The organism is Phaeobacter sp. JH20_29, assembly GCF_048056175.1.
GTDB classification, from domain to species: Bacteria; Pseudomonadota; Alphaproteobacteria; order Rhodobacterales; family Rhodobacteraceae; genus Phaeobacter; species Phaeobacter bryozoorum.
In genome coordinates this window covers 43,056-62,189 of record NZ_JAYMWO010000022.1, presented here as the reverse complement: position 1 = coordinate 62,189, position 19,134 = coordinate 43,056, and the positions used below count along the sequence as shown (strand labels likewise).

Annotated in this window: 24 protein-coding genes; 12 read left to right on the top strand and 12 right to left on the bottom strand. The window is 62.1% G+C overall.

The genetic code is table 11. From position 1 onward, the window contains the following. Positions 1-15: 15 nt before the first annotated feature. Positions 16-777 (bottom strand): arsenical resistance protein ArsH, encoded by a 762-nt coding sequence (arsH, locus tag VWZ85_RS19765; RefSeq protein WP_416544187.1) that lies wholly within the window; start codon positions 775-777, stop codon positions 16-18. Continuing rightward, positions 770-1,231: a hypothetical protein gene (locus VWZ85_RS19760; protein ID WP_340546211.1), complete on the bottom strand. Its 462-nt coding sequence runs from the start codon at positions 1,229-1,231 to the stop codon at positions 770-772. Before VWZ85_RS19760 ends, arsH begins: the two co-directional genes overlap by 8 nt. Positions 1,232-1,619: 388 nt before the next feature. On the opposite strand from VWZ85_RS19760, the gene VWZ85_RS19755 reads away from it, so the two are divergent. Further along, complete coding sequence (locus VWZ85_RS19755) at positions 1,620-2,219, top strand: thymidine kinase (protein ID WP_340546212.1); 600 nt, start codon at positions 1,620-1,622, stop codon at positions 2,217-2,219. Positions 2,220-2,315: 96 nt separating this feature from the next. Here the strand turns inward: VWZ85_RS19755 and VWZ85_RS19750 are convergent, their stop codons facing one another. From VWZ85_RS19750 to VWZ85_RS19730, 5 genes are all read right to left on the bottom strand, one after another. Then, complete coding sequence (locus VWZ85_RS19750) at positions 2,316-3,242, bottom strand: 2-hydroxyacid dehydrogenase (protein WP_416589454.1); 927 nt, start codon at positions 3,240-3,242, stop codon at positions 2,316-2,318. Positions 3,243-3,268: 26 nt separating this feature from the next. Beyond that, positions 3,269-3,607, bottom strand: a complete 339-nt coding sequence (locus tag VWZ85_RS19745; protein ID WP_416589453.1) for a tRNA-binding protein — start codon at positions 3,605-3,607, stop codon at positions 3,269-3,271. Next, positions 3,600-4,427, bottom strand: a complete 828-nt coding sequence (gene proC / locus VWZ85_RS19740) for a pyrroline-5-carboxylate reductase (RefSeq protein WP_416589452.1) — start codon at positions 4,425-4,427, stop codon at positions 3,600-3,602. The genes VWZ85_RS19745 and proC overlap by 8 nt, the downstream gene beginning before the upstream one ends. A 57-nt stretch (positions 4,428-4,484) precedes the next feature. Further along, positions 4,485-4,985: a YbjN domain-containing protein gene (locus VWZ85_RS19735; RefSeq protein WP_340546215.1), complete on the bottom strand. Its 501-nt coding sequence runs from the start codon at positions 4,983-4,985 to the stop codon at positions 4,485-4,487. 374 nt (positions 4,986-5,359) lie between these two features. Continuing rightward, positions 5,360-5,608 (bottom strand): accessory factor UbiK family protein, encoded by a 249-nt coding sequence (locus VWZ85_RS19730; protein WP_340546216.1) that lies wholly within the window; start codon positions 5,606-5,608, stop codon positions 5,360-5,362. 96 nt (positions 5,609-5,704) lie between these two features. On the opposite strand from VWZ85_RS19730, the gene lgt reads away from it, so the two are divergent. From lgt to VWZ85_RS19705, 5 genes are all read left to right on the top strand, one after another. After that, a complete protein-coding gene (gene lgt / locus VWZ85_RS19725) occupies positions 5,705-6,607 on the top strand; it encodes a prolipoprotein diacylglyceryl transferase (protein ID WP_416535012.1) in 903 nt (300 codons plus the stop codon). Next, positions 6,604-7,671 carry a class I SAM-dependent methyltransferase gene (locus VWZ85_RS19720; RefSeq protein ID WP_416589451.1) on the top strand — a complete coding sequence of 356 codons (1,068 nt, stop codon included), beginning with the start codon at positions 6,604-6,606 and terminating at the stop codon, positions 7,669-7,671. Before lgt ends, VWZ85_RS19720 begins: the two co-directional genes overlap by 4 nt. After that, positions 7,668-8,435, top strand: a complete 768-nt coding sequence (gene pgeF, locus VWZ85_RS19715) for a peptidoglycan editing factor PgeF (RefSeq protein ID WP_416589449.1) — start codon at positions 7,668-7,670, stop codon at positions 8,433-8,435. Before VWZ85_RS19720 ends, pgeF begins: the two co-directional genes overlap by 4 nt. Positions 8,436-8,630: 195 nt before the next feature. Further along, a complete protein-coding gene (locus VWZ85_RS19710; protein ID WP_340546220.1) occupies positions 8,631-8,783 on the top strand; it encodes a hypothetical protein in 153 nt (50 codons plus the stop codon). A 274-nt stretch (positions 8,784-9,057) separates the two neighbouring features. Next, positions 9,058-9,834 (top strand): Hint domain-containing protein, encoded by a 777-nt coding sequence (locus VWZ85_RS19705; protein WP_416589448.1) that lies wholly within the window; start codon positions 9,058-9,060, stop codon positions 9,832-9,834. Positions 9,835-9,945: 111 nt separating this feature from the next. Here VWZ85_RS19705 and VWZ85_RS19700 read toward each other — a convergent pair whose 3' ends face one another. Next, a complete protein-coding gene (locus VWZ85_RS19700; protein ID WP_340546222.1) occupies positions 9,946-10,446 on the bottom strand; it encodes an Lrp/AsnC family transcriptional regulator in 501 nt (166 codons plus the stop codon). A 241-nt stretch (positions 10,447-10,687) separates the two neighbouring features. Between VWZ85_RS19700 and trxB the strand changes: the two genes are divergently transcribed. The 3 genes from trxB (at position 10,688) to VWZ85_RS19685 (ending at position 14,227) form a co-directional block, all read left to right on the top strand. Beyond that, positions 10,688-11,629 carry a thioredoxin-disulfide reductase gene (trxB, locus tag VWZ85_RS19695; protein ID WP_416535007.1) on the top strand — a complete coding sequence of 314 codons (942 nt, stop codon included), beginning with the start codon at positions 10,688-10,690 and terminating at the stop codon, positions 11,627-11,629. A 5-nt stretch (positions 11,630-11,634) separates the two neighbouring features. After that, positions 11,635-11,967, top strand: a complete 333-nt coding sequence (locus VWZ85_RS19690) for a ribonuclease E inhibitor RraB (RefSeq protein WP_416589447.1) — start codon at positions 11,635-11,637, stop codon at positions 11,965-11,967. Positions 11,968-12,151: 184 nt separating this feature from the next. Continuing rightward, entirely contained in the window at positions 12,152-14,227 is a 2,076-nt protein-coding gene (locus VWZ85_RS19685; protein ID WP_340546225.1) for a bifunctional sulfate adenylyltransferase/adenylylsulfate kinase, read from the top strand. Between the two features lie 63 nt (positions 14,228-14,290). Here the strand turns inward: VWZ85_RS19685 and VWZ85_RS19680 are convergent, their stop codons facing one another. The 4 genes from VWZ85_RS19680 to VWZ85_RS19665 all read right to left on the bottom strand — a co-directional run bounded on the left by VWZ85_RS19680 (position 14,291) and on the right by VWZ85_RS19665 (position 16,939). Then, on the bottom strand, positions 14,291-15,154 hold the full coding sequence (locus VWZ85_RS19680) for a hypothetical protein (protein ID WP_416589446.1): 864 nt from the start codon (positions 15,152-15,154) through the stop codon (positions 14,291-14,293). Between the two features lie 13 nt (positions 15,155-15,167). After that, a complete protein-coding gene (locus VWZ85_RS19675; RefSeq protein ID WP_416589445.1) occupies positions 15,168-16,049 on the bottom strand; it encodes a PhzF family phenazine biosynthesis protein in 882 nt (293 codons plus the stop codon). A gap of 246 nt (positions 16,050-16,295) precedes the next feature. Next, entirely contained in the window at positions 16,296-16,520 is a 225-nt protein-coding gene (locus VWZ85_RS19670; RefSeq protein WP_340546228.1) for a DUF1150 family protein, read from the bottom strand. A 5-nt stretch (positions 16,521-16,525) separates the two neighbouring features. Continuing rightward, positions 16,526-16,939 (bottom strand): Hsp20 family protein, encoded by a 414-nt coding sequence (locus VWZ85_RS19665; protein ID WP_072505182.1) that lies wholly within the window; start codon positions 16,937-16,939, stop codon positions 16,526-16,528. 178 nt (positions 16,940-17,117) lie between these two features. On the opposite strand from VWZ85_RS19665, the gene VWZ85_RS19660 reads away from it, so the two are divergent. From VWZ85_RS19660 to VWZ85_RS19650, 3 genes are all read left to right on the top strand, one after another. Next, on the top strand, positions 17,118-17,342 hold the full coding sequence (locus VWZ85_RS19660; RefSeq protein WP_340546229.1) for a YdcH family protein: 225 nt from the start codon (positions 17,118-17,120) through the stop codon (positions 17,340-17,342). 127 nt (positions 17,343-17,469) lie between these two features. Beyond that, the gene (gene purE / locus VWZ85_RS19655; protein WP_416589444.1) at positions 17,470-17,970 is read left to right on the top strand and encodes a 5-(carboxyamino)imidazole ribonucleotide mutase; all 501 of its coding nucleotides are present in this window, start codon (positions 17,470-17,472) and stop codon (positions 17,968-17,970) included. Further along, positions 17,963-19,039 carry a 5-(carboxyamino)imidazole ribonucleotide synthase gene (locus VWZ85_RS19650; RefSeq protein WP_416541888.1) on the top strand — a complete coding sequence of 359 codons (1,077 nt, stop codon included), beginning with the start codon at positions 17,963-17,965 and terminating at the stop codon, positions 19,037-19,039. Before purE ends, VWZ85_RS19650 begins: the two co-directional genes overlap by 8 nt. Positions 19,040-19,134: the final 95 nt, after the last annotated feature.

Genomic DNA, 19,134 nt, shown 5'->3' with positions numbered 1-19,134 from the left:
AGCTCGCGACCGGCGCTATTTCTGCGACACCCGCTGGTGCACGGCCTCGGCGTCCTCAACCCGCTCTGAGTAGCGGTCGACCAGGTAGTCCTTGCGACCGCGAGTCAGCCAGGTGAATTTCACCAGCTCTTCCATCACATCGACAACGCGGCGATAGAACGGGCCTTCGGGCAGACGGTCCCCCTCGGCAAATTCCAGCCACGCCTTGGGAATCGAGGATTGGTTGGGGATGGTCAGCATCCGCATCCAGCGGCCCAGAATACGCATCTGGTTGACAGCGTTGAAAGATTGCGATCCGCCGGAGACCTGCATCACCGCCAGCGTCTTGCCCTGCGTGGTGCGAACACCGCCTTTCAGCGACAGCGGCAGCCAGTCGATCTGTGTCTTCATGATGCCCGTCATAGCGCCATGCCGTTCCGGGCTGGACCAGACCATTCCATCGCACCAGACCGCAAGATCGCGCAGTTCGCTCACCTTGGGGTGATCTTCGCTGCCGGTGTCATCGGGCAATGGCAGCCCGCTCGGATCGAAAATCCGCGCCTCGCAGCCCAGCGCGCGCAGGATCCGGGCTGCCTCCTCGGCAACCTTGCGTGAGTAGCTGACGGCCCGCAGGGAGCCATAGAGCAGCAGGATCCGGGGCGGATGCTGCGGGTCACCTGTCGCTGCCAGGCGGGCGATATCAATCTGCGGCAAGGCCTCGGCGATGAGCGCCGGCAGATCCTCCGCCACACGCCCGTCAGCCGAAACAGCAGGCCCCGTCGTCAGTGTCTCAGCCACTTTCTTCTTCCAGGTGCAGTTTCATATCCAGAAGCACCTGCTGCAGCATCACCGTTTCGCGCAGCAACCGCTTGGCCTCATTGATGGTGATGATCCCATCGGCCATGGCCTCCTGATATTCGCTCATCAATGTGGCAAAGCGCTGGCTGAGCGCAATCACATCCGCATTGACGCCACCGCGGCGCGCCTCTGAGGCCGGGCTGGCCTGACAGTAGGACAAGGTGATGTTCTTCAGATCCGCCAGACCGGAAGTCACATGCGGGAAGGAGGCCGCAGCTTCCAGTTTGGCAACGGCGTCGACGGGCATGAACCGATCGACATGTTCGGCATTATCCGAGTAATACCGCCCCAACGTCGCCTTGGATTTTCCTGTGATCTGGCAGGCTGCCTCGATCCCCACATCCTTGACCAGAGCCTCGGTGTGCTTTTTTAGATAAGTACCTATGTCTGCCATATAAAATCTACCTGCATATGACCGCGACCCCATCGGGGAAGAAACGCGTTAATTTCCCATTCACGACACTTAAAGGAAATGCAAAGCTATTTCTATCCCTAAGGTTTTTAAGGGACTTACCGCGCTGTTCCGGGTCGCGAGACAGGGAAACGCGCTGGGGGCGAAGGCGTGTTTCGTGGGCCTTCGCTGGTGGGCAATTTCCGTCCAGTTGGCGCCCTGCCGCAGGTGTCATGTGGTTCGTTTCTCGGGTTGTTTCGCCGCGAACCGGCATCCGCGCGCAGGGCGTTTTATCCTCAGACCGAAAATGCCGTCGGCTCATCGGGCAATCGGTGAAGAATTGGTGAAGAAAACCGTTTCCTCCGACCGGCTCTGCGGCTAAATCAGCGCCATGGCCAAACTTTACTTCCACTACTCCACCATGAATGCCGGCAAATCGACGGTGCTCTTGCAAGCCTCGCATAACTACCGCGAGAACGATATGGACACCTATCTGCTGACCGCAGCGCTGGACAACCGCGCCGGTCAGGGGCGGATCGCCTCCCGCATCGGGATCGGTGCCGAGGCTGACATCTTCCGGCCCGGTGAGAACCTGTTCGACAAAGTGACAGAGCGACTGGCAAGGGGCAGTGTTGCCAGCATCTTTGTCGATGAGGCGCAGTTTCTGTCGCCGGATCAGGTCTGGGATCTGGCGCGGGTGGTCGACGATCTGCGGGTGCCGGTTTTGTGCTACGGGCTACGGGTCGATTTTCAGGGCAAGCTGTTTCCCGGCTCCGCCACCCTGCTGGCGCTGGCCGATGAAATGCGCGAAGTCCGCACCATCTGCCACTGCGGTAAAAAGGCAACCATGGTGATCCGGCAGGATGAGAACGGCCAGACCATCACCGAAGGCGCGCAGGTGCAGATCGGCGGCAATGAAACCTATGTATCGCTCTGCCGTCGTCACTGGCGCGAGGCCACCGGCGATCAGCCCACCTCTGCTGCGGGCTGATCTGAAACGGCCTGCACCGAGCGGAGGCCGGGCGCGTCTGACGCCGCGCGGGACTTTAGACGCCCCGACGCGATACTCTGGCGGTTGCACAGGCAGTTACACGGGCGAAATCAACGGCCGACCAGCAAGGAAGGCGGCGACATTGTCCAGCGCCAGATGTCCCATGGCGCTGCGCACCTCCTCGGTGGCGGTGCCAAGATGCGGCAGCAGCGTGACCTGCTCCATCTGCCGCAGGGCCTCCGGCACCTCCGGCTCGAATTCATAGACATCCAGACCTGCCCCGCCGAGCGCGCCCGCCTGAAGGGCGGCGATCAGCGCCGCCTCATCCACCACCTCACCGCGCGAGATATTGATCAGCAGGGCATGAGGGCGCATCGCCGCCAGAACCTCCGCGCTGATCAAATGCCGCGTCTCCGCACCGCCGGGCACTGCAAGCACCAGCACATCCACCTGAGCCGCCAGAGCGGTCAGGCTTTCCGCGCGTGACACCGGGAAGCCGGGTGATTTGTCGCTGCGCGCCAGATAGCTGACCGACATGCCAAAGCCGAAGTGACAGCGCCGCGCGATGGCCTCACCGATGCGGCCAAAGCCGACGATGCCCACATGTTTGCCTGCCAGATGCATCCCCAGCATCTGGGTGGGATGCCAGCCCTGCCAATCGCCGGAGCGGACCAGACGTTCGCCCTCGCCGGCACGGCGGGCGGTCATCAGCATCAACGTCAGCGCAATATCAGCGGTCGCATCGGTAACGGCGCCGGGGGTGTTGCTGACCACGATCCCGGCCCGGCGCGCGGCCGCCACGTCGATATGATTGAAGCCAACGCCGAAATTGGCCAGCAACCTGCACCGTGGCTGCGGCACGGCGGCAAAACTGCCTGCGTCGAACTGGTCCCCCAGGGTCGGCAGGACGATGTCGAAATCACGCAGCGCATGCTGGCGCTCATCGGCGTTCAAAGGGCTGGTCTGCTGGCGGATCTCGACATCGAATTCCGCCCGCGCACGCGCCTCAACCGCGGCTGTCATTGGCCGGGTAATCCAGAGTTTGCCGCTCAATGCATCCGCCCTCCCGATGGGACCGGTCCATCCGGACCAATCAGAACAATCTCTCCGGTGGCATCCGGCAGCCCCAGCACCAGCACTTCGGACATGAACTTGCCAATCTGGCGGGGCGGGAAATTCACCACGGCCATCACCTGTTTGCCCAGCAGCGTTTCCGCCGTGTAGTGGGCCGTCACCTGCGCCGAGGTTTTCTTGATGCCGATGTCATCGCCGAAATCCACCCACATCTTGATCGCGGGTTTGCGAGCCTCGGGGTAGTCCTCGGCGTGCACCACCTCGCCCACGCGCACATCGACCTTGAGAAATTCGTCAAAACTGATGTCAGCCACGGGACAGCTCCCTCGACCGGTTGGTGGCTGCTGCCACGGCGCGGTGCAGCAGCGGCGGAAAGCCGTCAGTCTCATCCATCAGCACCTCCAGCGCGGCCTGGGTCGTGCCATTGGGGCTGGTGACATTGACCCGCAGCTGCGTTGGCGTTTCCTCGGAGGCTTCTGCCAGGGCACCGGCCCCTGCGACGGTGGCCTTGGCCAGCTGCATCGCCAGATCGGCAGGCAGCCCCTCAGCCTCGCCAGCGGCGGCAAGGGTTTCGATCAGATGGAAAACATAGGCCGGGCCGGAGCCGCTGACGCCGGTGACAGCATCCATCTGCGCCTCGCTCTGCAATCGGACGGTCTGGCCGATGGCCTGCAACAGCGCATCGGCGCGATTTATATCCGCCTCTGTCGCGCGCATGTTGCCGATGAGCGCGGTAATGCCACGCCCGACGGCGGCAGGTGTATTCGGCATGGCGCGCACGATCGGCGTCTGCGCCCCCAGAAGCGATTCATAGGTGGCGATCGAGGTTCCGGCAGCAACCGAGATAAACAGCGTCTCGCCATTGCCCAGCTCTTGCAGCTGCGGCAGCGCCTCTCCCATCATCTGCGGTTTCACAGCAATCAGCACGATCCCCGGCGCCCGGTCACCGGCCTCTGGCAAGGGCACATTGAGATGTACACCAGTCTGGCGCAGCCAGTCGGAAGGATTGGGATCAATCACCCAGACGGTATCCGGGTCAACACCCCGGTCAAGCCATCCGGCCAGCATTGCCGACCCCATCTTGCCGCAGCCCAAGAGCGCGATGCCCCGCGCTGCGATCTGTGATACCTGCATCTTTCCCCTCCCCTGATCGGATCTCCGGCACCATGCAGCGCCGGTTCGGGGAAAGGTTTACGCGCGCCCGTAAGCCTCTGCAATGGCGACCTGAAGCGCGTCGCGCGGCGATTGTCCGCCCCAGACCATCAGCTGGATTGCCGGATAGTAGCGCTCGCAATTGGCGACAGCGGAGTTGATCAGCGTGTCGATCTGCTCCGGACTTGCCACCTGTCCGCCGGTCAATACCAGCCCATAGCGATACAGCATCAGCTTGTGATCGGGCCAGAAGGTAAAGCCACCGGCCCAGCACTGATCATTCATCTCGTTGATCAGCTCGTAGAGCCGCGGCAGCTGTTCCTTCGGCGGCTCCATCTCAAAGCTGCATACCATCCGCAGGGTTTCTTCATAGCCGGACCACGCCAATGTCAGCGAATAGGTGCGCCACTGGCCTTCCACCGCCATGGCGATCTGATCGTCGCCTATGCGGTCAAAGTCCCAATCGTGGTCCGAGGCCAAGTGTTCGACGATGTCGATAGGGTGAATTTCGTCTTCCAGAAAATGTTCGGAAAGAGCCATGTTGCCACCTCTCTGATCTCTAGCAAAAGAGATGCGGGGCACCCCCAATTGCTAGCGGCCTTCTCAATAAGGAGAGGGATTTACCCGTCCTCCTACCAGATATGGTGGAGGCACCAAGGCCGTCTGGCAACCCTTTATTTGGGGATAACTGCAATAAGTTGTGGACGAAAGGCGATGACCCTCAAAATATCGTGACAGTGCTGTGAAGAGAGGCCGCGGCGGGATCCTGCTGCGCCGGGTGGGAGTCTGCGACGCGGGCTCGGTCGCAAAAATGGCGCGCCACCCGGACCGGGCCGCACGCCAGCAAATGTTGCAGATCGGATATTTCAGCGCTAGGCGGCGGGCTGTGCCTGCCGCTCAACCCCGGAACCGGATCACGCGGATTTATCCGCTTCCAGCGCGTCGAGCCGGGCTTTCAGCGCTTCGTTTTCTTCACGCGCCTTCTGGGCCATGGCGCGCACGGCGTCGAACTCCTCGCGGGTCACGAAATCGCGATCGGCCAGCCAACGGTCGATCAGCCCCTTCATGGCGGTCTCCGCCTCTTCCCGCGCGCCATGGGCCACACCCATCGCGTTGGTCATCAGCTGGGAAATATCATCCATGATCTTGTTGCGCGTCTGCATTGTCTTCTCCATGTCTGCCTTGACCCCTATATGGTCATCAACACCGGCGGCGGCAAGCCGTTGACACCGCAGCCCCCGCAAAGGCATTGACGGCACATGCACGCATTCATCCTCCAATTCCCCGATCTGACCCCGGAAATCTTCACAATCGAGCTGTTCGGCAGCCAATTCGCGCTGCGCTGGTACGCGCTGGCCTATATCGTCGGGATTGTCATCGCCTGGCGGCTGGCGGTCGCGGCGCTGCGGCGCCCCGCGCTCTGGCCCCACGCACAGCCCCCGATGAAACCGCAACAGGTCGAAGACCTGCTCACCTGGATCATCCTCGGCGTCATTCTGGGCGGACGGCTTGGCTATGTGCTGTTCTATCAGCCCGGCTACTACCTTCAGAACCCGGCCGAGATCCTGCGCATCTGGCAGGGGGGCATGGCCTTTCACGGCGGTCTCCTGGGGGTGATCATTGCCACCTGGATCTATGCGCTGCGCCACCGGATCCCGCGCCTTCAGATCGCTGATCTGGTGGCACATACGGTGCCGCCGGGCCTCTTGCTGGGCCGACTTGCCAACTTCAACAACGCCGAGCTCTGGGGGCGGGCAACCGATCTGCCCTGGGGGGTCGCCTTTCCCGGGCGCGCGGCGCAGTCCTGCGGGCAGGCACTGGGGGAGATCTGTGCGCGCCACCCGTCCCAGCTCTATGAGGCGCTGCTGGAAGGGCTGATCCTTGGTGCGGTGCTCTTGTGGCTGGTCTACCGGCGCGCGGCGCTGACCCACCCAGGCCGGGTGACCGGCGTGTTTCTGGCAGGCTATGGCGCGGCGCGCTTCGCGGTTGAATTCATGCGCCAGCCCGACGCCCAATTCGTAACCGCAGAGAACCCCCTGGGGCTGGCCTGGCATATCGGCGGCTACGGTCTAACCATGGGACAGCTGCTGTCGCTGCCGATGATCGCCATCGGCCTCATTCTGGTGCTGCGCAGCCGACGCATGGCGGTGATTCCGGCATGAGCCTGAGCGACCATATCACTGCCCGCATCCGTGCCGAGGGGCCGATTTCGGTCGCGGATTACATGGCCGAGGCGCTGCTGCATCCAAGCTATGGCTATTACACCACCCGCGACCCGCTGGGGGCCAAGGGGGATTTCACCACAGCCCCGGAAATCAGCCAGATGTTCGGAGAGCTGATCGGGCTGGCGCTGGCACAATGCTGGCTGGATCAGGGCCAACCTCAGCGGTTCACATTGGCCGAACTGGGTCCCGGTCGCGGCACGCTGATGGCTGATCTGCTGCGCGCCACAAAAGGCGTGCCCGGGTTTCACGCCGCCTTGCAGATTGCCCTGCTGGAGGCCTCCCCCACCCTGCGCGCCCGTCAGGCGAGGCAACTGGCAGGCCATGACCCGGTCTGGTACCCGAATATCGCCGAGCTGCCCGAGCAACCGCTGTTTCTAATCGCAAATGAGTTCTTTGATGCGCTGCCGGTGCGGCAATTTCTGCGCGATGGCGATGGCTGGCGCGAAAAATCAGTGGGTCTTCAGGATGGCACGCTCAGCTTTGGCCTTGGCGCGGTGGCGCCACAGCCTGCACTGGCGCATCGCCTTGAGGACACCCGCGACGGTGATCTGGTCGAGCTGTGCGAAGCCGCGCAACCGATGGTTCAGACCATCGCCACCCGGATCGCCCGCTACGGCGGAACCGCGCTTATTGTCGATTACGGCGATTGGCGGTCGCTGGGGGATACGTTGCAGGCCCTGCGCGCCCATGCGCCAAGCGATCCGCTGAAGGATCCGGGCAGCGCCGATCTGACCACCCATGTCGATTTCGAAGCGCTTGCACTGGCTGCGAAATCTGCGGGCTGTGCCTATAGTCGGCTGACCCCGCAAGGCGTGTTTCTGGAGCGTCTGGGCATCACCGATCGGGCACAGGCGCTGGCGGCGCGGCTAAACGGCGATGCGCTGCAATCTCTGATTGCGGCGCATCGACGGTTGACGCATCCTGAGGAAATGGGAAACCTGTTCAAGATACTGGGGATTTTCCCCGAAGAGACCGCACCCCCACCGGGATTGAACGCATGACGCTGGAAATTCTCATCTCCGAGCTGCTCAATGGCACCAAACACGGCTTCTTTACCCGTCGCGGCGGGGCCTCTTCGGGTATTTTTGCCGGATTGAATTGCGGGCTTGGCTCGTCGGATCAGCGCGAAGCGGTGCAGATCAACCGGATGCGCGTCGCCGCAGCGATGGAGGCATCGCCCGAGGCGCTTGGCCGGGTGAATCAGGTGCATTCCGCCAATGTCCTGACCATCTCCGATCCCCGGCAGGACAATATTCAGGGCGATATTCAGGCTGATGCCATGGTCACCGATGTGCCCGGCGTGGTGCTGTCGATCCTGACCGCCGACTGCCAGCCGGTTCTGTTTCACGACCCGGAGGCCAATGTGATCGGCGCAGCTCATGCCGGGTGGCGCGGCACGCTTGATGGCGTGCTGGAGGCCACATTGGACGCGATGGAACAGCTGGGCGCGCAGCGGCAGTCCACCCGGGCGGTCATCGGCCCGTCGATCTCGCAGCGCGCCTATGAGGTCGGCCCTGAGTTCTTTGACGACTTCATGATGCAGGATCCGGAAAACGCACGGTTCTTTGCCAATGGCGAGGGCGATCGCTACCTCTTTGATCTGCCCTCTCTGGGTCTGCACAAACTGCGCAGCGCCGGCGTGGCCGAGGCCGCATGGACCGGGCATTGCACTTACTCCGACCCGGAACGGTTCTATTCCTTCCGCCGCGCGACCCATCACAAAGAGGTCGACTACGGGCGCCTGATCTCCTGCATTCGCCTGTAGGCGCCGCGACCTGCAATTCGCGGCCCAATGTGACCACCGAAGCGCGCCCGCGCGGGGGCTGAGTGCGCGCGGATCACTGCGGCGTTCCTGTGATTTCCACAGATCGGCCACATTCCCGGCGCATTGGCAGGCGACAAAAGACGGGACTAAAGCGCGGGCCGCAGAATGCTGCCCCGCTCCTACAGGAGACGCCTCATGAAACCAAAATCGCGCTTCATCAAATCCATTGTAGCTGCCGCCAAGACCGAAGAGGTGCGCCTACCCTGGACGCGTGGCGCCACCCGGCAGATCGCGATTGAGCGGCGTCGCGAGACTCTCCGGCGCCCGGCCCAGGCCAAGAGCGCCTGAGATCATTGAAGAGGCGTCCCTGCAATCTCGACGGCCCGCTCTCACGACGGGGCCAGGAATACCCGCCTGACACCGTCCACCGGTGATCACCTCCGGCGGCGGCCTCTGCCCAAGACAGGACCGCCGCATTTACCTGCCCGATTGGGCGCATTGCCCGGGACCGCGCGTATTGCGACCGGGGCGCCCGACAGGGACCAAGCGATTCCGGCGCGCCTTCTGCTCATCGCGCTGCCGGGGTTGATGCAAGTACAGTCATGAGAGAGGCACGTTCGCCATGACCATACCCCAGTCGCTGCGACGCGCAGCTGCCAATGCGGTCGAAGCCAATGCCCTGCTACAGGACCCTGCTGCCCAGCGCGGCGGGACGCGGCCACAGCTGCGCCGTTACGATGTCTGTAGCCTGCTGCCAAACGGCCAGATCGCCGAGACACGCCATGTCGCACCGTCGCTGCCATTGTTCGAAGACGCCTTTACCGCCTTTTGCCGCGGATCCCTGATCGAGACCACGCAGGGGCCCATTGCAATCGAGGATCTGCTGCCGGGCGATGAGCTGATCACCTTTGATGGCGATCCGCTCCCCCTGTTGTGGAAAGGCAGCACCAGCCTTGTCCCATCGCGCAGCGGGCAGCACGGTCGCAGCCACCGGCTGACCAGCTTTACCGCCGATAGCCTTGGCGAGGCAAAGCCGATGTCGACGGTTGTCGCAGGCCCCGCCGCGCGGCTGTTGCAACGGGCACCTCTGCCGGGGATCAAGCTGGACAATGCCGCCTCGCTGGTTCCGGTGCAGCAATATCATGACGGGATGAGTATTTTCGAAACCGCGCCCCCGACCGCCGTGGACCTCTTTCATCTGTGCCTGCCACGCCATGCGGCGATCAGTGTCGGCGGTCTGCGGTTCGAAACCTATCACCCCGGCCCGGAGGCCCTGAAACTGGTGAGCCATGCCATCCGCACGCTCTATCTGAACCTGTTTTCGCACGTCGAATCGATCGCAGGCTTCGGCCCGCTGGCCTATCCCCGGATCCTGCTGCAAGATCCCGATATGAATTAAGCCGGGTCCGCCCACCGCTGCGGCGGTCGCCCCAAACGAAAAAAGCGCCCGCATTGCGAGGCGCTTTTTCTGATCAGACTGGCCTGACCGATTTCTGCGAGGCTCTGCCCCTCAGGCTTCGCGCGCGAGCCGTTGCTCCAGCACATCAAAGGGAACGCCGGGTTCGTCCTTGGCCCCCCGGATCACCAGCGACGTCTTGACGCTGGCCACATTCGGCGTCGTCAGCAGATCGCCGGTCAGAAAGCTCTGGAAGGTGCTGAGATCGGGCGCGACGCATTTCAGGATGAAATCCACCTCGCCGTTCAGCATGTGGCACTCGCGCACCAGCGGCCAGTCGCGGCATTTCGCTTCAAAGGCGCTCAGCTCGGCCTCGGCCTGGCTCTCCAGCCCCACCATGGCAAAGACCTGCACTTCGAACCCCAGTTCGCGTGCGTTGACCTCGGCATGGTATCCGCGGATCAATCCGGCCTCCTCAAGCGAGCGCACCCGGCGCAGGCACGGCGGTGCGGAAATACCCACACGCTTGGCCAGTTCAACATTGGTCATACGACCGTCGGCCTGTAACTCCGACAAAATCTTGCGATCAATCGGATCAAGGCGTGTTGTGACCATCTGGAAGCTCCTGTTGAATTTTCCGTTTGTTATACCAGCATCCGTAGCGCACGCAATATTATTTCAGGCGCGCGCAACAATATTTGCCGTTGATAAGATGAGACCTCAGCATCTTAGCCCAGGCATCAAAACCGGGGGCATCCGACATCGCTGAAGCCGGGGCTTTAAGACATCGCCGGGTGCAGTTATATGCATTGCCTGACGGCGGCAAGACCGCCCTTTCATCGACTGGGGAAATGAGATGAGCGACACGCGCCACACCAAGGTTCTGATCATCGGGTCCGGCCCGGCAGGCTACACCGCCGGTGTCTACGCCAGCCGCGCTATGCTGGAGCCGATTCTGGTTCAGGGCATTGAGCCGGGCGGCCAGCTGACCACGACTACCGAGGTAGAGAACTGGCCTGGCGACACCGAGGTTCAGGGCCCGGATCTGATGGTGCGGATGCAGGAGCACGCCAAGACGATGGGCTGCGAGATCATCGGGGACATCATCACCGATCTCGACACCACCTCGCGCCCATTCGTGGCCAAGGGTGACAGCGGCACCGTCTACACCGCCGATGCGGTCATTCTGGCAACCGGCGCGCGCGCCAAATGGCTCGGCCTGCCGTCCGAGGAGAAGTTCAAGGGCTTTGGCGTCTCCGCCTGCGCGACCTGCGATGGTTTCTTCTATCGCGGCCAGGAGATTGTGGTGATCGGCGGCGGCAATACCGCTGTGGAAGAGGCGCTGTTCCTGACCAATTTCGCCTCCAAGGTGACGCTGATCCACCGCCGCGACGAGCTGCGCGCAGAGAAAATCCTGCAAGACCGCCTGATGAAGAACGAGAAGATTGAGCCGCTGTGGTTCCACCAGCTGGAAGAGGTGATCGGCACCGAGAACCCGCTGGGCGTCGAGGGCGTGCGGGTGAAGAACGTGAAGACCGGCGAAATCACCGAAATCTCCTGCAAGGGCGTCTTTGTCGCCATCGGCCATGCGCCTGCCAATGAATTGGTCAAGGACGTGCTGGAAACCCACAATGGCGGCTATGTAAAGGTAACGCCCGGCACCACCGAAACCTCCATCCCCGGCATTTTTGCCGCTGGTGACCTGACCGATCACAAATATCGTCAGGCGGTGACCTCCGCCGGCATGGGCTGCATGGCGGCGCTGGATGCCGAACGCTTCCTCGCAGAGCAGGAGTGAGCGCGGTGGCGCATGATTTCGACACCCAGAAGGCCGAGACATTCTCGGCCTTCTCCGATTTGCAGGCCGAGGGTGACCTGCCGTTTGAGGCGGATCTTGATCTGTTCTTTGTCACTGAAGAGGCCAAGGACTGGATGCCCCTTGCCGAGGCACTGGCCGATCTGGGCTTTTATACCCAATGGGCAGAGGCCGAGGGCGATGATCCCGCCACATTGATCGCGACGATGCCCGAACAGATCCTGTCCGCATCAGCGATCTGGATGGTCGAAGAGGTCGCAACCCGGACTGCACTTGACCATGGGTTTCGGCCAGACGGCTGGGGATTTGCCGAGGATTGAGCCCAAGGCAGCCCCGGCTGCCAGACCCCTGTCCCGGCCCGCCGGAGACAACAGACCGCCCGTTCCGCTTGCGTTGCAATAGGGGAACGGCGGTCTTTTTCACGAAACTCAAAAGGGTTTTGACTTTGCTGCGACTGCAAAGCATGACATGTGTTCACCCGTGAACACACTTTGAGTCGACCCGATGCCATCCCGATCCACACCACTCAGCCATGAGGACGAAGACCTGCTCTTTCGTATCCTCAGCCAGCTCGACAAGGCGCCAGACGCCTCGCAGCGGGCGACGGCGACGGCTGTCGGGATTTCACTTGGGCGGCTCAATGCACATCTACGCGCAGCCGCAGAAGCCGGTCTTGTCAAGGTCAGCCATCGCGCAGGTCCCGACAAACGTCAACGCTTCGCCTATGCGCTTACCACCCGAGGTGCTGCCGAAAAAATCCGGCTCACCGATCAGTTTCTCGCCCGCAAGTTCGCCGAATACGACGCGCTTCACGCTGAACTCACTGGGACCACCAGTGGCCTCGTCCCCTTCAAGTACAGGACCAAGTTGATGCAGAATAATCTTGCCCCCATCCCGGAGCTTTATGTCTCCTATGACTCCGCCCAAAAGCTGAAGGTCGAGGCCGCAGAGCTGAAGAGCCATGACCTGAGCCCGCGCCAGATCTGCGATCTGGAACTGCTGATGAACGGCGGCTTCAACCCGCTGAAAGGGTTTCTGAGCGAAGCAGACTACAACGGCGTTGTCGAAAACATGCGCCTTGCGGACGGCACCCTCTGGCCGATGCCGATCACGCTGGATGTGTCCGAGGATTTTGCCGCATCGCTGGAAATCGGCGAAGACATCGCCCTGCGCGATCAGGAAGGTGTCATCCTTGGCACCATGACCGTGACCGATCGCTGGGAGCCGAACAAATCGCGCGAAGCCGAAAAGGTGTTCGGCGCCGATGATGACGCCCATCCGGCGGTCAACTACCTGCATAACACCGCAGGCAAGATCTATCTGGGCGGTCCGGTGACCGGCATCCAGCAGCCCGTCCACTATGATTTCCGCGGACGTCGCGACACTCCGAACGAGCTGCGCGCCTATTTCCGCAAACTGGGCTGGCGCCGCATCGTGGCCTTCCAGACCCGCAACCCGCTGCATCGGGCACATCAGGAACTGACCTTCCGCGCCGCGCGCGAGGCCCAGGCCAACCTGCTGATCCACCCGGTTGTCGGCATGACAAAACCGGGCGACGTCGATCATTTCACCCGCGTCCGCTGCTACGAGGCGGTTCTGGACAAGTATCCGGCGGCCACCACATCCATGTCGCTCTTGAACCTGGCAATGCGTATGGCCGGCCCCCGCGAGGCGGTCTGGCACGGGCTGATCCGCAAAAACCACGGCTGCACCCATTTCATCGTTGGTCGCGATCACGCAGGCCCCGGCAAGAACTCCGCCGGTGAAGATTTCTACGGCCCTTATGATGCGCAGGATCTGTTCCGCGAGCATCAGGAAGAAATCGGCATCGAAATGGTCGACTTCAAACACATGGTCTATGTGCAGGAACGCGCCCAATACGAACCCAACGACGAGATTGAAGATCGCGACAATGTCACCATCCTGAACATCTCCGGCACCGAACTGCGCCGCCGCCTGCAGGAAGGCCTGGAGATCCCCGAGTGGTTCTCCTTCCCCGAGGTTGTGAACGAGCTGCGCAAGACCAAGCCGCCACGTTCCAAGCAGGGCTTCACCGTGTTCTTCACCGGGTTCTCCGGCTCCGGCAAATCCACCATTGCAAATGCTCTGATGGTCAAGCTGATGGAAATGGGCGGCCGTCCGGTGACGCTGCTCGATGGCGACATCGTGCGGAAAAACCTCAGCTCCGAACTGGGCTTCTCGAAAGAGCACCGCGACCTCAACATCCGCCGCATCGGCTATGTGGCCTCCGAGATCACCAAGAACGGCGGCATCGCCATCTGCGCGCCGATCGCGCCTTATGCCACTACCCGCCGCGCCGTGCGTGAGGATGTGGAGCAGTTCGGTGCTTTCCTGGAGGTGCATGTTGCGACCTCGATCGAGGAATGCGAGCGCCGCGACCGCAAGGGTCTCTACAAGCTGGCTCGTGAAGGAAAGATCAAGGAATTCACAGGGATTTCCGATCCCTATGATGTCCCCGTTGATCCGGAGCTGCGTGTCGAGACCGAGAATGTCGACGTCGACAACTGCGCCCATCAGGTTCTGCTGAAGCTGGAGAACATGGGGCTGATCGCAGGCTGATCCACCCGCAAGACTGACAGAAGGCCGCCCGATCGGGCGGCCTTTTTCGACTCACACATGGGGTTAAAGGCTGGCCCGAAGCGCCTCCGCCGCGCGGCGCTCAATACTGCCATATCGCGCAGCCTCCGGCTTAAGCGCCCTGAGCGTCGGCAGCCGCGCCGTGTAATCATCCTGCGATATCATCGCGATGGCCGCGCGTATCTCTTCGCCGGTAGAGCAGATCATCATTCCGGCAGGATCGAAGAAATCGCTGATATTCGGGCAGCCCCAATAGATCGGCACCGTTTCGCAGAGAACCGCGTCGATGAGCTTCTCTGAGAAATAATTCCGTTCGCGGACATTCTCGATCACCACACTATAGCGGTAGGGCGCCAGCCCGTCGGATTTTGTCTCAAACGGCCGGTATCCACGCCCGAGGATGGCCACCTCGGGCGTGCTGCGCCTCAGATGTTCGACCACGTCATGGCGCAGCTTGTGGCCCGGATGGTTCCGCTTGGCTGAGGCGATGATCGAAAGATCGGCACGTTTCTCTATCGCCAGCTCCTGCCACTCAGGCACCCATGTGGTGCCGAAGGGCAGGAAATGCCCGTTGCCAATGCCCGCCAGCAAGTCCTCATTATAGCTGAACACCCGAAAGAACCGCCGCCAGGTCCAGGGCAGCAGCCGGTGGTGCAACGACGACATGATTTTGGGCTCCATCACCATCATGGAGATCCCCGCCCGACAGGGCCAGCGCCCCGGCAGGTGCATTCCGGTTTTTGCCCAGACAATCAGATGGTCTTGCGCTGCAAGATCCGAGACCCGCCCGCCGATCAGATCGCCGGGGCAACCGAACGGCCAGTGCAGGCTTGCAAGCTCGCGATTGGCAAAGGCCCGGTTCAGCTTTGCCCCATAGGGCACCACCGCAATGGCAGGCTCGCGCGTCACAGTCCGCCCTCTGTCAGCCGAGGTCTGGCAGATCTACGGTGCCGCGCATCAGAACATAGCCACTGCCCGCCACCCGCACGCCCTCAATCGCATCCGCCGGGCCAACCCGCGTCACCACAGCCTGACCGGGACGGCCAAGGCCATGTCCCTGCTCGGCAATGAAACGGTCGGACTCCATCAGACCGTGGTGCCACAGATAGGCGGCCATGGCGCCGGTCGCCGAGCCTGTAAATGGATCCTCCGGCGGGCTCGGCGGGGCCATCAGCAGCCGCGAGAATGTGTTCCCCACGGCGGTGGCACCGCTCAAGGTCACCAGAAACGGTTCCATCATGTCGATACCGTCGGCACCCATTGCCGCCCCCAGCCGGGCCAGCGCCGGCACATCCAGCGTCGCGGCCTCAAGCGCGGCACGGTCCCGCAACACCGTGATACAGAACGGCAATCCGGTCGACACCCGCTGCGGTCGGCCAACAATCGCCTCCACCGGCAGCGAAACCGCCGCCGCGACCAGCTGCGGATCGGCAAAGGCGCCGAATTCTGGCGCGATCTGGGTCATTTCAATGAGATCATCCGCCATGCTCACCCGCACCAGACCGGCTCCGGTCTCCAGCGTGATCGCATCGCCCTCCATCAGGCCACGGTCGCGCAAGGCTGCCACGGTGGCAATGGTCGGATGGCCTGCAAAAGGGATCTCGCGGCTGGCGAGGAAATAGCGCACCCGCACATCGGCAACCTGTGACGGGCCGGTGAAGGTGCATTCCACCAGCGAGGTCTCGCGCACATAGGCCATGCAGATCTCATCGCTCAGCCCTGCGCCGCCATGGACCACTGCGCAGCCGTTGCCACCAAAGGCCCGGCCCGAAAAGGCATCTACCCAGTCAAAATCGTATCGCAATGTACCCTCCCCGGCGTGATCACGGTCCTGCGTCAGCAAGATCACGCCGCACGCGGCATCGCAAGCGGATTTGGGCCCGGAGTTGCCGCCTGCCCCTTTGATTGCACCTGCGCGCAGCGCCTGCCGGACAGCCTGAGAGCCCCGCCGCAGCTGTCGCCGCCCAACAAAAAGGGCGCCATGGGTATGGCGCCCGATCCGCTTGCAATCACCTGCGCTGGCGTTGCTCACGCCGTGCGGCAATATCTATTAGTGCACCGGCACCGGCGCATAATCATGCTGCCGCGCCAGAACAAAGGCCATTTTCCGGTCGCTGACCAGGGCCAGCTGTTCACCAGCGGCATCATGCACCGCATAGAGGTGGCTGCGCCCGGCGGCACCGGCCTGAACCTCCGCAGGGAGATCCGCGACATCAACCGCCTTGACATAGACAATGCGGCTGTCGGCATCGTTGAACTGATAGGCTGTATGCATCTGTCTTACCCCTTCTTGATATTGATCGTCTGAACCACGGTTTCGGGCCGCGATCGGGTCAGGTCGACATGCAAGAGGCCATTTTCCATAATGGCCTCCCCCACCTCGACCCCATCCGCCAGCACAAACATGCGCTGAAACTGCCGCGCGGCAATGCCCCGGTGCAAAAACACCCGGCCATCGCTGTCATCGCTCTGGCGTCCCCGGATGACCAGTTGACGGTCCTCGACGGTGATCGCCAGATCCGCCTCGCCGAAGCCGGCCACCGCCAGCGTGATGCGATAGGAATGATCTGAGGTTTGTTCGATATTATAGGGAGGATAGCCCTCGTTCCCGGATTTGGCCGAGCGTTCCAGCAGGCGTTCCAGCTGCTCAAATCCCAACATATGCGGATACGAGCCAAGTGTGAGTTTAGACACGGGTTTCGTCCTTGATTCTAAAGCGACGTATGGTGACGGCCCCATTATGGCGACCGCTTCCCTAAGAATATGGATGTTTTATCTGTTTTCACAAGCCCAAGGCACCGCGGCGCTGGCGCAAAAGCCTCTAAAAGCGTAATATTCGCCAAAGATTAACCCGCCAGCCGACGAGTCGCCAATGAACGCACCAACCGATATCTCCATGAAAACCGACGATGTTTTACAGGTGGAGCTGGAGGTCTTTCGCAGGCAACACCGCGATCTCGACGAAGCAATCGTGGCCCTGCAGGAGCGCGGGACCAGCGATCAGCTGACCATTCAGCGATTGAAGAAGCAGAAGCTGATCCTGAAAGACAAGATTGCCTTGATCGAAGACCGGCTGACACCGGATATCATCGCCTGATCCCCCATCCAGCCAACGCGCCCGACAGCTCCAATGCCGCATTGCGCGATGCACAGGGTTCTCTATAGTGCGCGCTTCCTCCAACCCAGCGGGTTCGCAGGCCCGCGGCATGACAGGATCCGAGCCTATGCCAGAGCATACCGCCGACATCAAAGTGGGCATCATCATGGGCAGTCAGTCCGACTGGCCAACCATGAAAGAAGCCGCCACCCTCCTCGACGAACTGGGCGTGTCTTATGAGGCCAAGATCGTCTCGGCCCATCGCACCCCGGACCGGCTGTGGAGCTATGGCAAATCTGCCGCCGAACGTGGTCTGCAGGTGATCATCGCAGGCGCCGGCGGGGCCGCCCACCTCCCCGGTATGGTCGCGTCGAAAACCCGCGTTCCGGTGGTTGGTGTGCCGGTTCAGACCCGCGCCCTCTCCGGTGTTGATTCGCTTTATTCCATCGTGCAGATGCCCAAGGGCTTCCCGGTTGCGACCATGGCCATCGGCGCCGCCGGTGCAGCAAATGCCGGATTGATGGCCGCCGGAATTCTGGCCTTGCAGGATCCCGAACTTGCCCGGCGTCTCGACGACTGGCGCGCGGCTCTTTCCGCTTCGATCCCAGAGGAACCGGTTGATGACTGATCGTTTGAACACAGGCGCCACCATCGGCATTCTCGGTGGTGGCCAGCTGGGCCGCATGTTGTCGGTCGCCGCCTCCCGCCTCGGCTTTCGCACGCATATCTTCGAGCCGAGTGCAAATCCCCCGGCCGCAGATGTCGCCCATAAGGTGACAACCGCGAGCTATGAGGACGCGGACGCGCTGGCAGGCTTTGCCGCCTCTGTTGATGTGATCACCTATGAGTTCGAGAACATCCCGACGTCGGCGCTGGACCTGCTGGAACAGCACAAACCCATCCGCCCCGGCCGTGAGGCCCTGCGGATCAGCCAGGACCGGTTGACCGAAAAGACCTTTCTGCAGGATCTCGGCCTGAGCACCGCGGCTTTTGCCGATATTGCCGATCAGGCCAGCCTCGACGCGGCGCTGGCAACAATCGGCACCCCTTCGATCCTGAAAACCCGCCGCTTCGGTTATGACGGCAAGGGGCAGGCCCGGATCAAGGCGCCTGAAGACGCAGCCACCGCGCTGAGCGAGATGGCAGGCGCCCCTTCGATCCTGGAAGGGTTTGTCACCTTCAGCCATGAGATTTCAGTGATCGCCGCGCGCGGCGTCAGCGGCGAGATCGCCTGTTTTGATCCCGGTGAGAACGTTCACCGCGACGGCATTCTTCATACAACGACAGTGCCCGCGCGCCTCAGCGCCGGACAGCGTATGGACGCGGTCCTGATGGCAGGCAAGATCCTGAATGCGCTGGAATATGTGGGCGTCCTCGGGGTCGAACTCTTTGTCACGCCACAGGGGTTGATCGTGAATGAAATCGCTCCCCGGGTGCATAATTCCGGCCATTGGACGCAGAATGGCTGCGCCGTGGATCAGTTTGAACAACACATCCGCGCAATTGTTGGCTGGAGCCTTGGCGACGGGCAGCGGCACAGCGATGTGGTGATGGAGAACCTGATCGGTGCCGATGTGGACCGGATCCCTGAGCTGGCTCAGGAAACCCGCTGCGCCATCCATCTCTACGGCAAGACCGAAGCCAAGCCGGGCCGCAAGATGGGCCATGTGAACCGGGTGCAACTGCCACAGACCTGACCAATTGGGGCTCTGCCCCAAACCCCGGGATATTTTGAGCCAGAAGATGGCGGCAGGGCAGTAAAAGCGGCCCCGCCGGTTTTACGCGCCGCAAA

What these genes read in the sequence shown, in the direction of transcription:
- VWZ85_RS19710 (WP_340546220.1), top strand. Translation starts at nt 8,631, where the DNA reads ATGAAACCAAAATCGCGCTTCATCAAATCCATTGTAGCTGCCGCCAAG.
- VWZ85_RS19730 (WP_340546216.1), bottom strand. Translation starts at nt 5,608, where the DNA reads ATGCAGACGCGCAACAAGATCATGGATGATATTTCCCAGCTGATGACC.
- trxB (WP_416535007.1), top strand. Translation starts at nt 10,688, where the DNA reads ATGAGCGACACGCGCCACACCAAGGTTCTGATCATCGGGTCCGGCCCG.
- VWZ85_RS19670 (WP_340546228.1), bottom strand. Translation starts at nt 16,520, where the DNA reads ATGCATACAGCCTATCAGTTCAACGATGCCGACAGCCGCATTGTCTAT.
- VWZ85_RS19720 (WP_416589451.1), top strand. Translation starts at nt 6,604, where the DNA reads ATGAGCCTGAGCGACCATATCACTGCCCGCATCCGTGCCGAGGGGCCG.
- pgeF (WP_416589449.1), top strand. Translation starts at nt 7,668, where the DNA reads ATGACGCTGGAAATTCTCATCTCCGAGCTGCTCAATGGCACCAAACAC.
- VWZ85_RS19760 (WP_340546211.1), bottom strand. Translation starts at nt 1,231, where the DNA reads ATGGCAGACATAGGTACTTATCTAAAAAAGCACACCGAGGCTCTGGTC.
- VWZ85_RS19705 (WP_416589448.1), top strand. Translation starts at nt 9,058, where the DNA reads ATGACCATACCCCAGTCGCTGCGACGCGCAGCTGCCAATGCGGTCGAA.
- lgt (WP_416535012.1), top strand. Translation starts at nt 5,705, where the DNA reads ATGCACGCATTCATCCTCCAATTCCCCGATCTGACCCCGGAAATCTTC.
- VWZ85_RS19660 (WP_340546229.1), top strand. Translation starts at nt 17,118, where the DNA reads ATGAACGCACCAACCGATATCTCCATGAAAACCGACGATGTTTTACAG.
- VWZ85_RS19700 (WP_340546222.1), bottom strand. Translation starts at nt 10,446, where the DNA reads ATGGTCACAACACGCCTTGATCCGATTGATCGCAAGATTTTGTCGGAG.
- VWZ85_RS19685 (WP_340546225.1), top strand. Translation starts at nt 12,152, where the DNA reads ATGCCATCCCGATCCACACCACTCAGCCATGAGGACGAAGACCTGCTC.
- VWZ85_RS19735 (WP_340546215.1), bottom strand. Translation starts at nt 4,985, where the DNA reads ATGGCTCTTTCCGAACATTTTCTGGAAGACGAAATTCACCCTATCGAC.
- proC (WP_416589452.1), bottom strand. Translation starts at nt 4,427, where the DNA reads ATGCAGGTATCACAGATCGCAGCGCGGGGCATCGCGCTCTTGGGCTGC.
- VWZ85_RS19750 (WP_416589454.1), bottom strand. Translation starts at nt 3,242, where the DNA reads ATGACAGCCGCGGTTGAGGCGCGTGCGCGGGCGGAATTCGATGTCGAG.
- VWZ85_RS19650 (WP_416541888.1), top strand. Translation starts at nt 17,963, where the DNA reads ATGACTGATCGTTTGAACACAGGCGCCACCATCGGCATTCTCGGTGGT.
- VWZ85_RS19755 (WP_340546212.1), top strand. Translation starts at nt 1,620, where the DNA reads ATGGCCAAACTTTACTTCCACTACTCCACCATGAATGCCGGCAAATCG.
- purE (WP_416589444.1), top strand. Translation starts at nt 17,470, where the DNA reads ATGCCAGAGCATACCGCCGACATCAAAGTGGGCATCATCATGGGCAGT.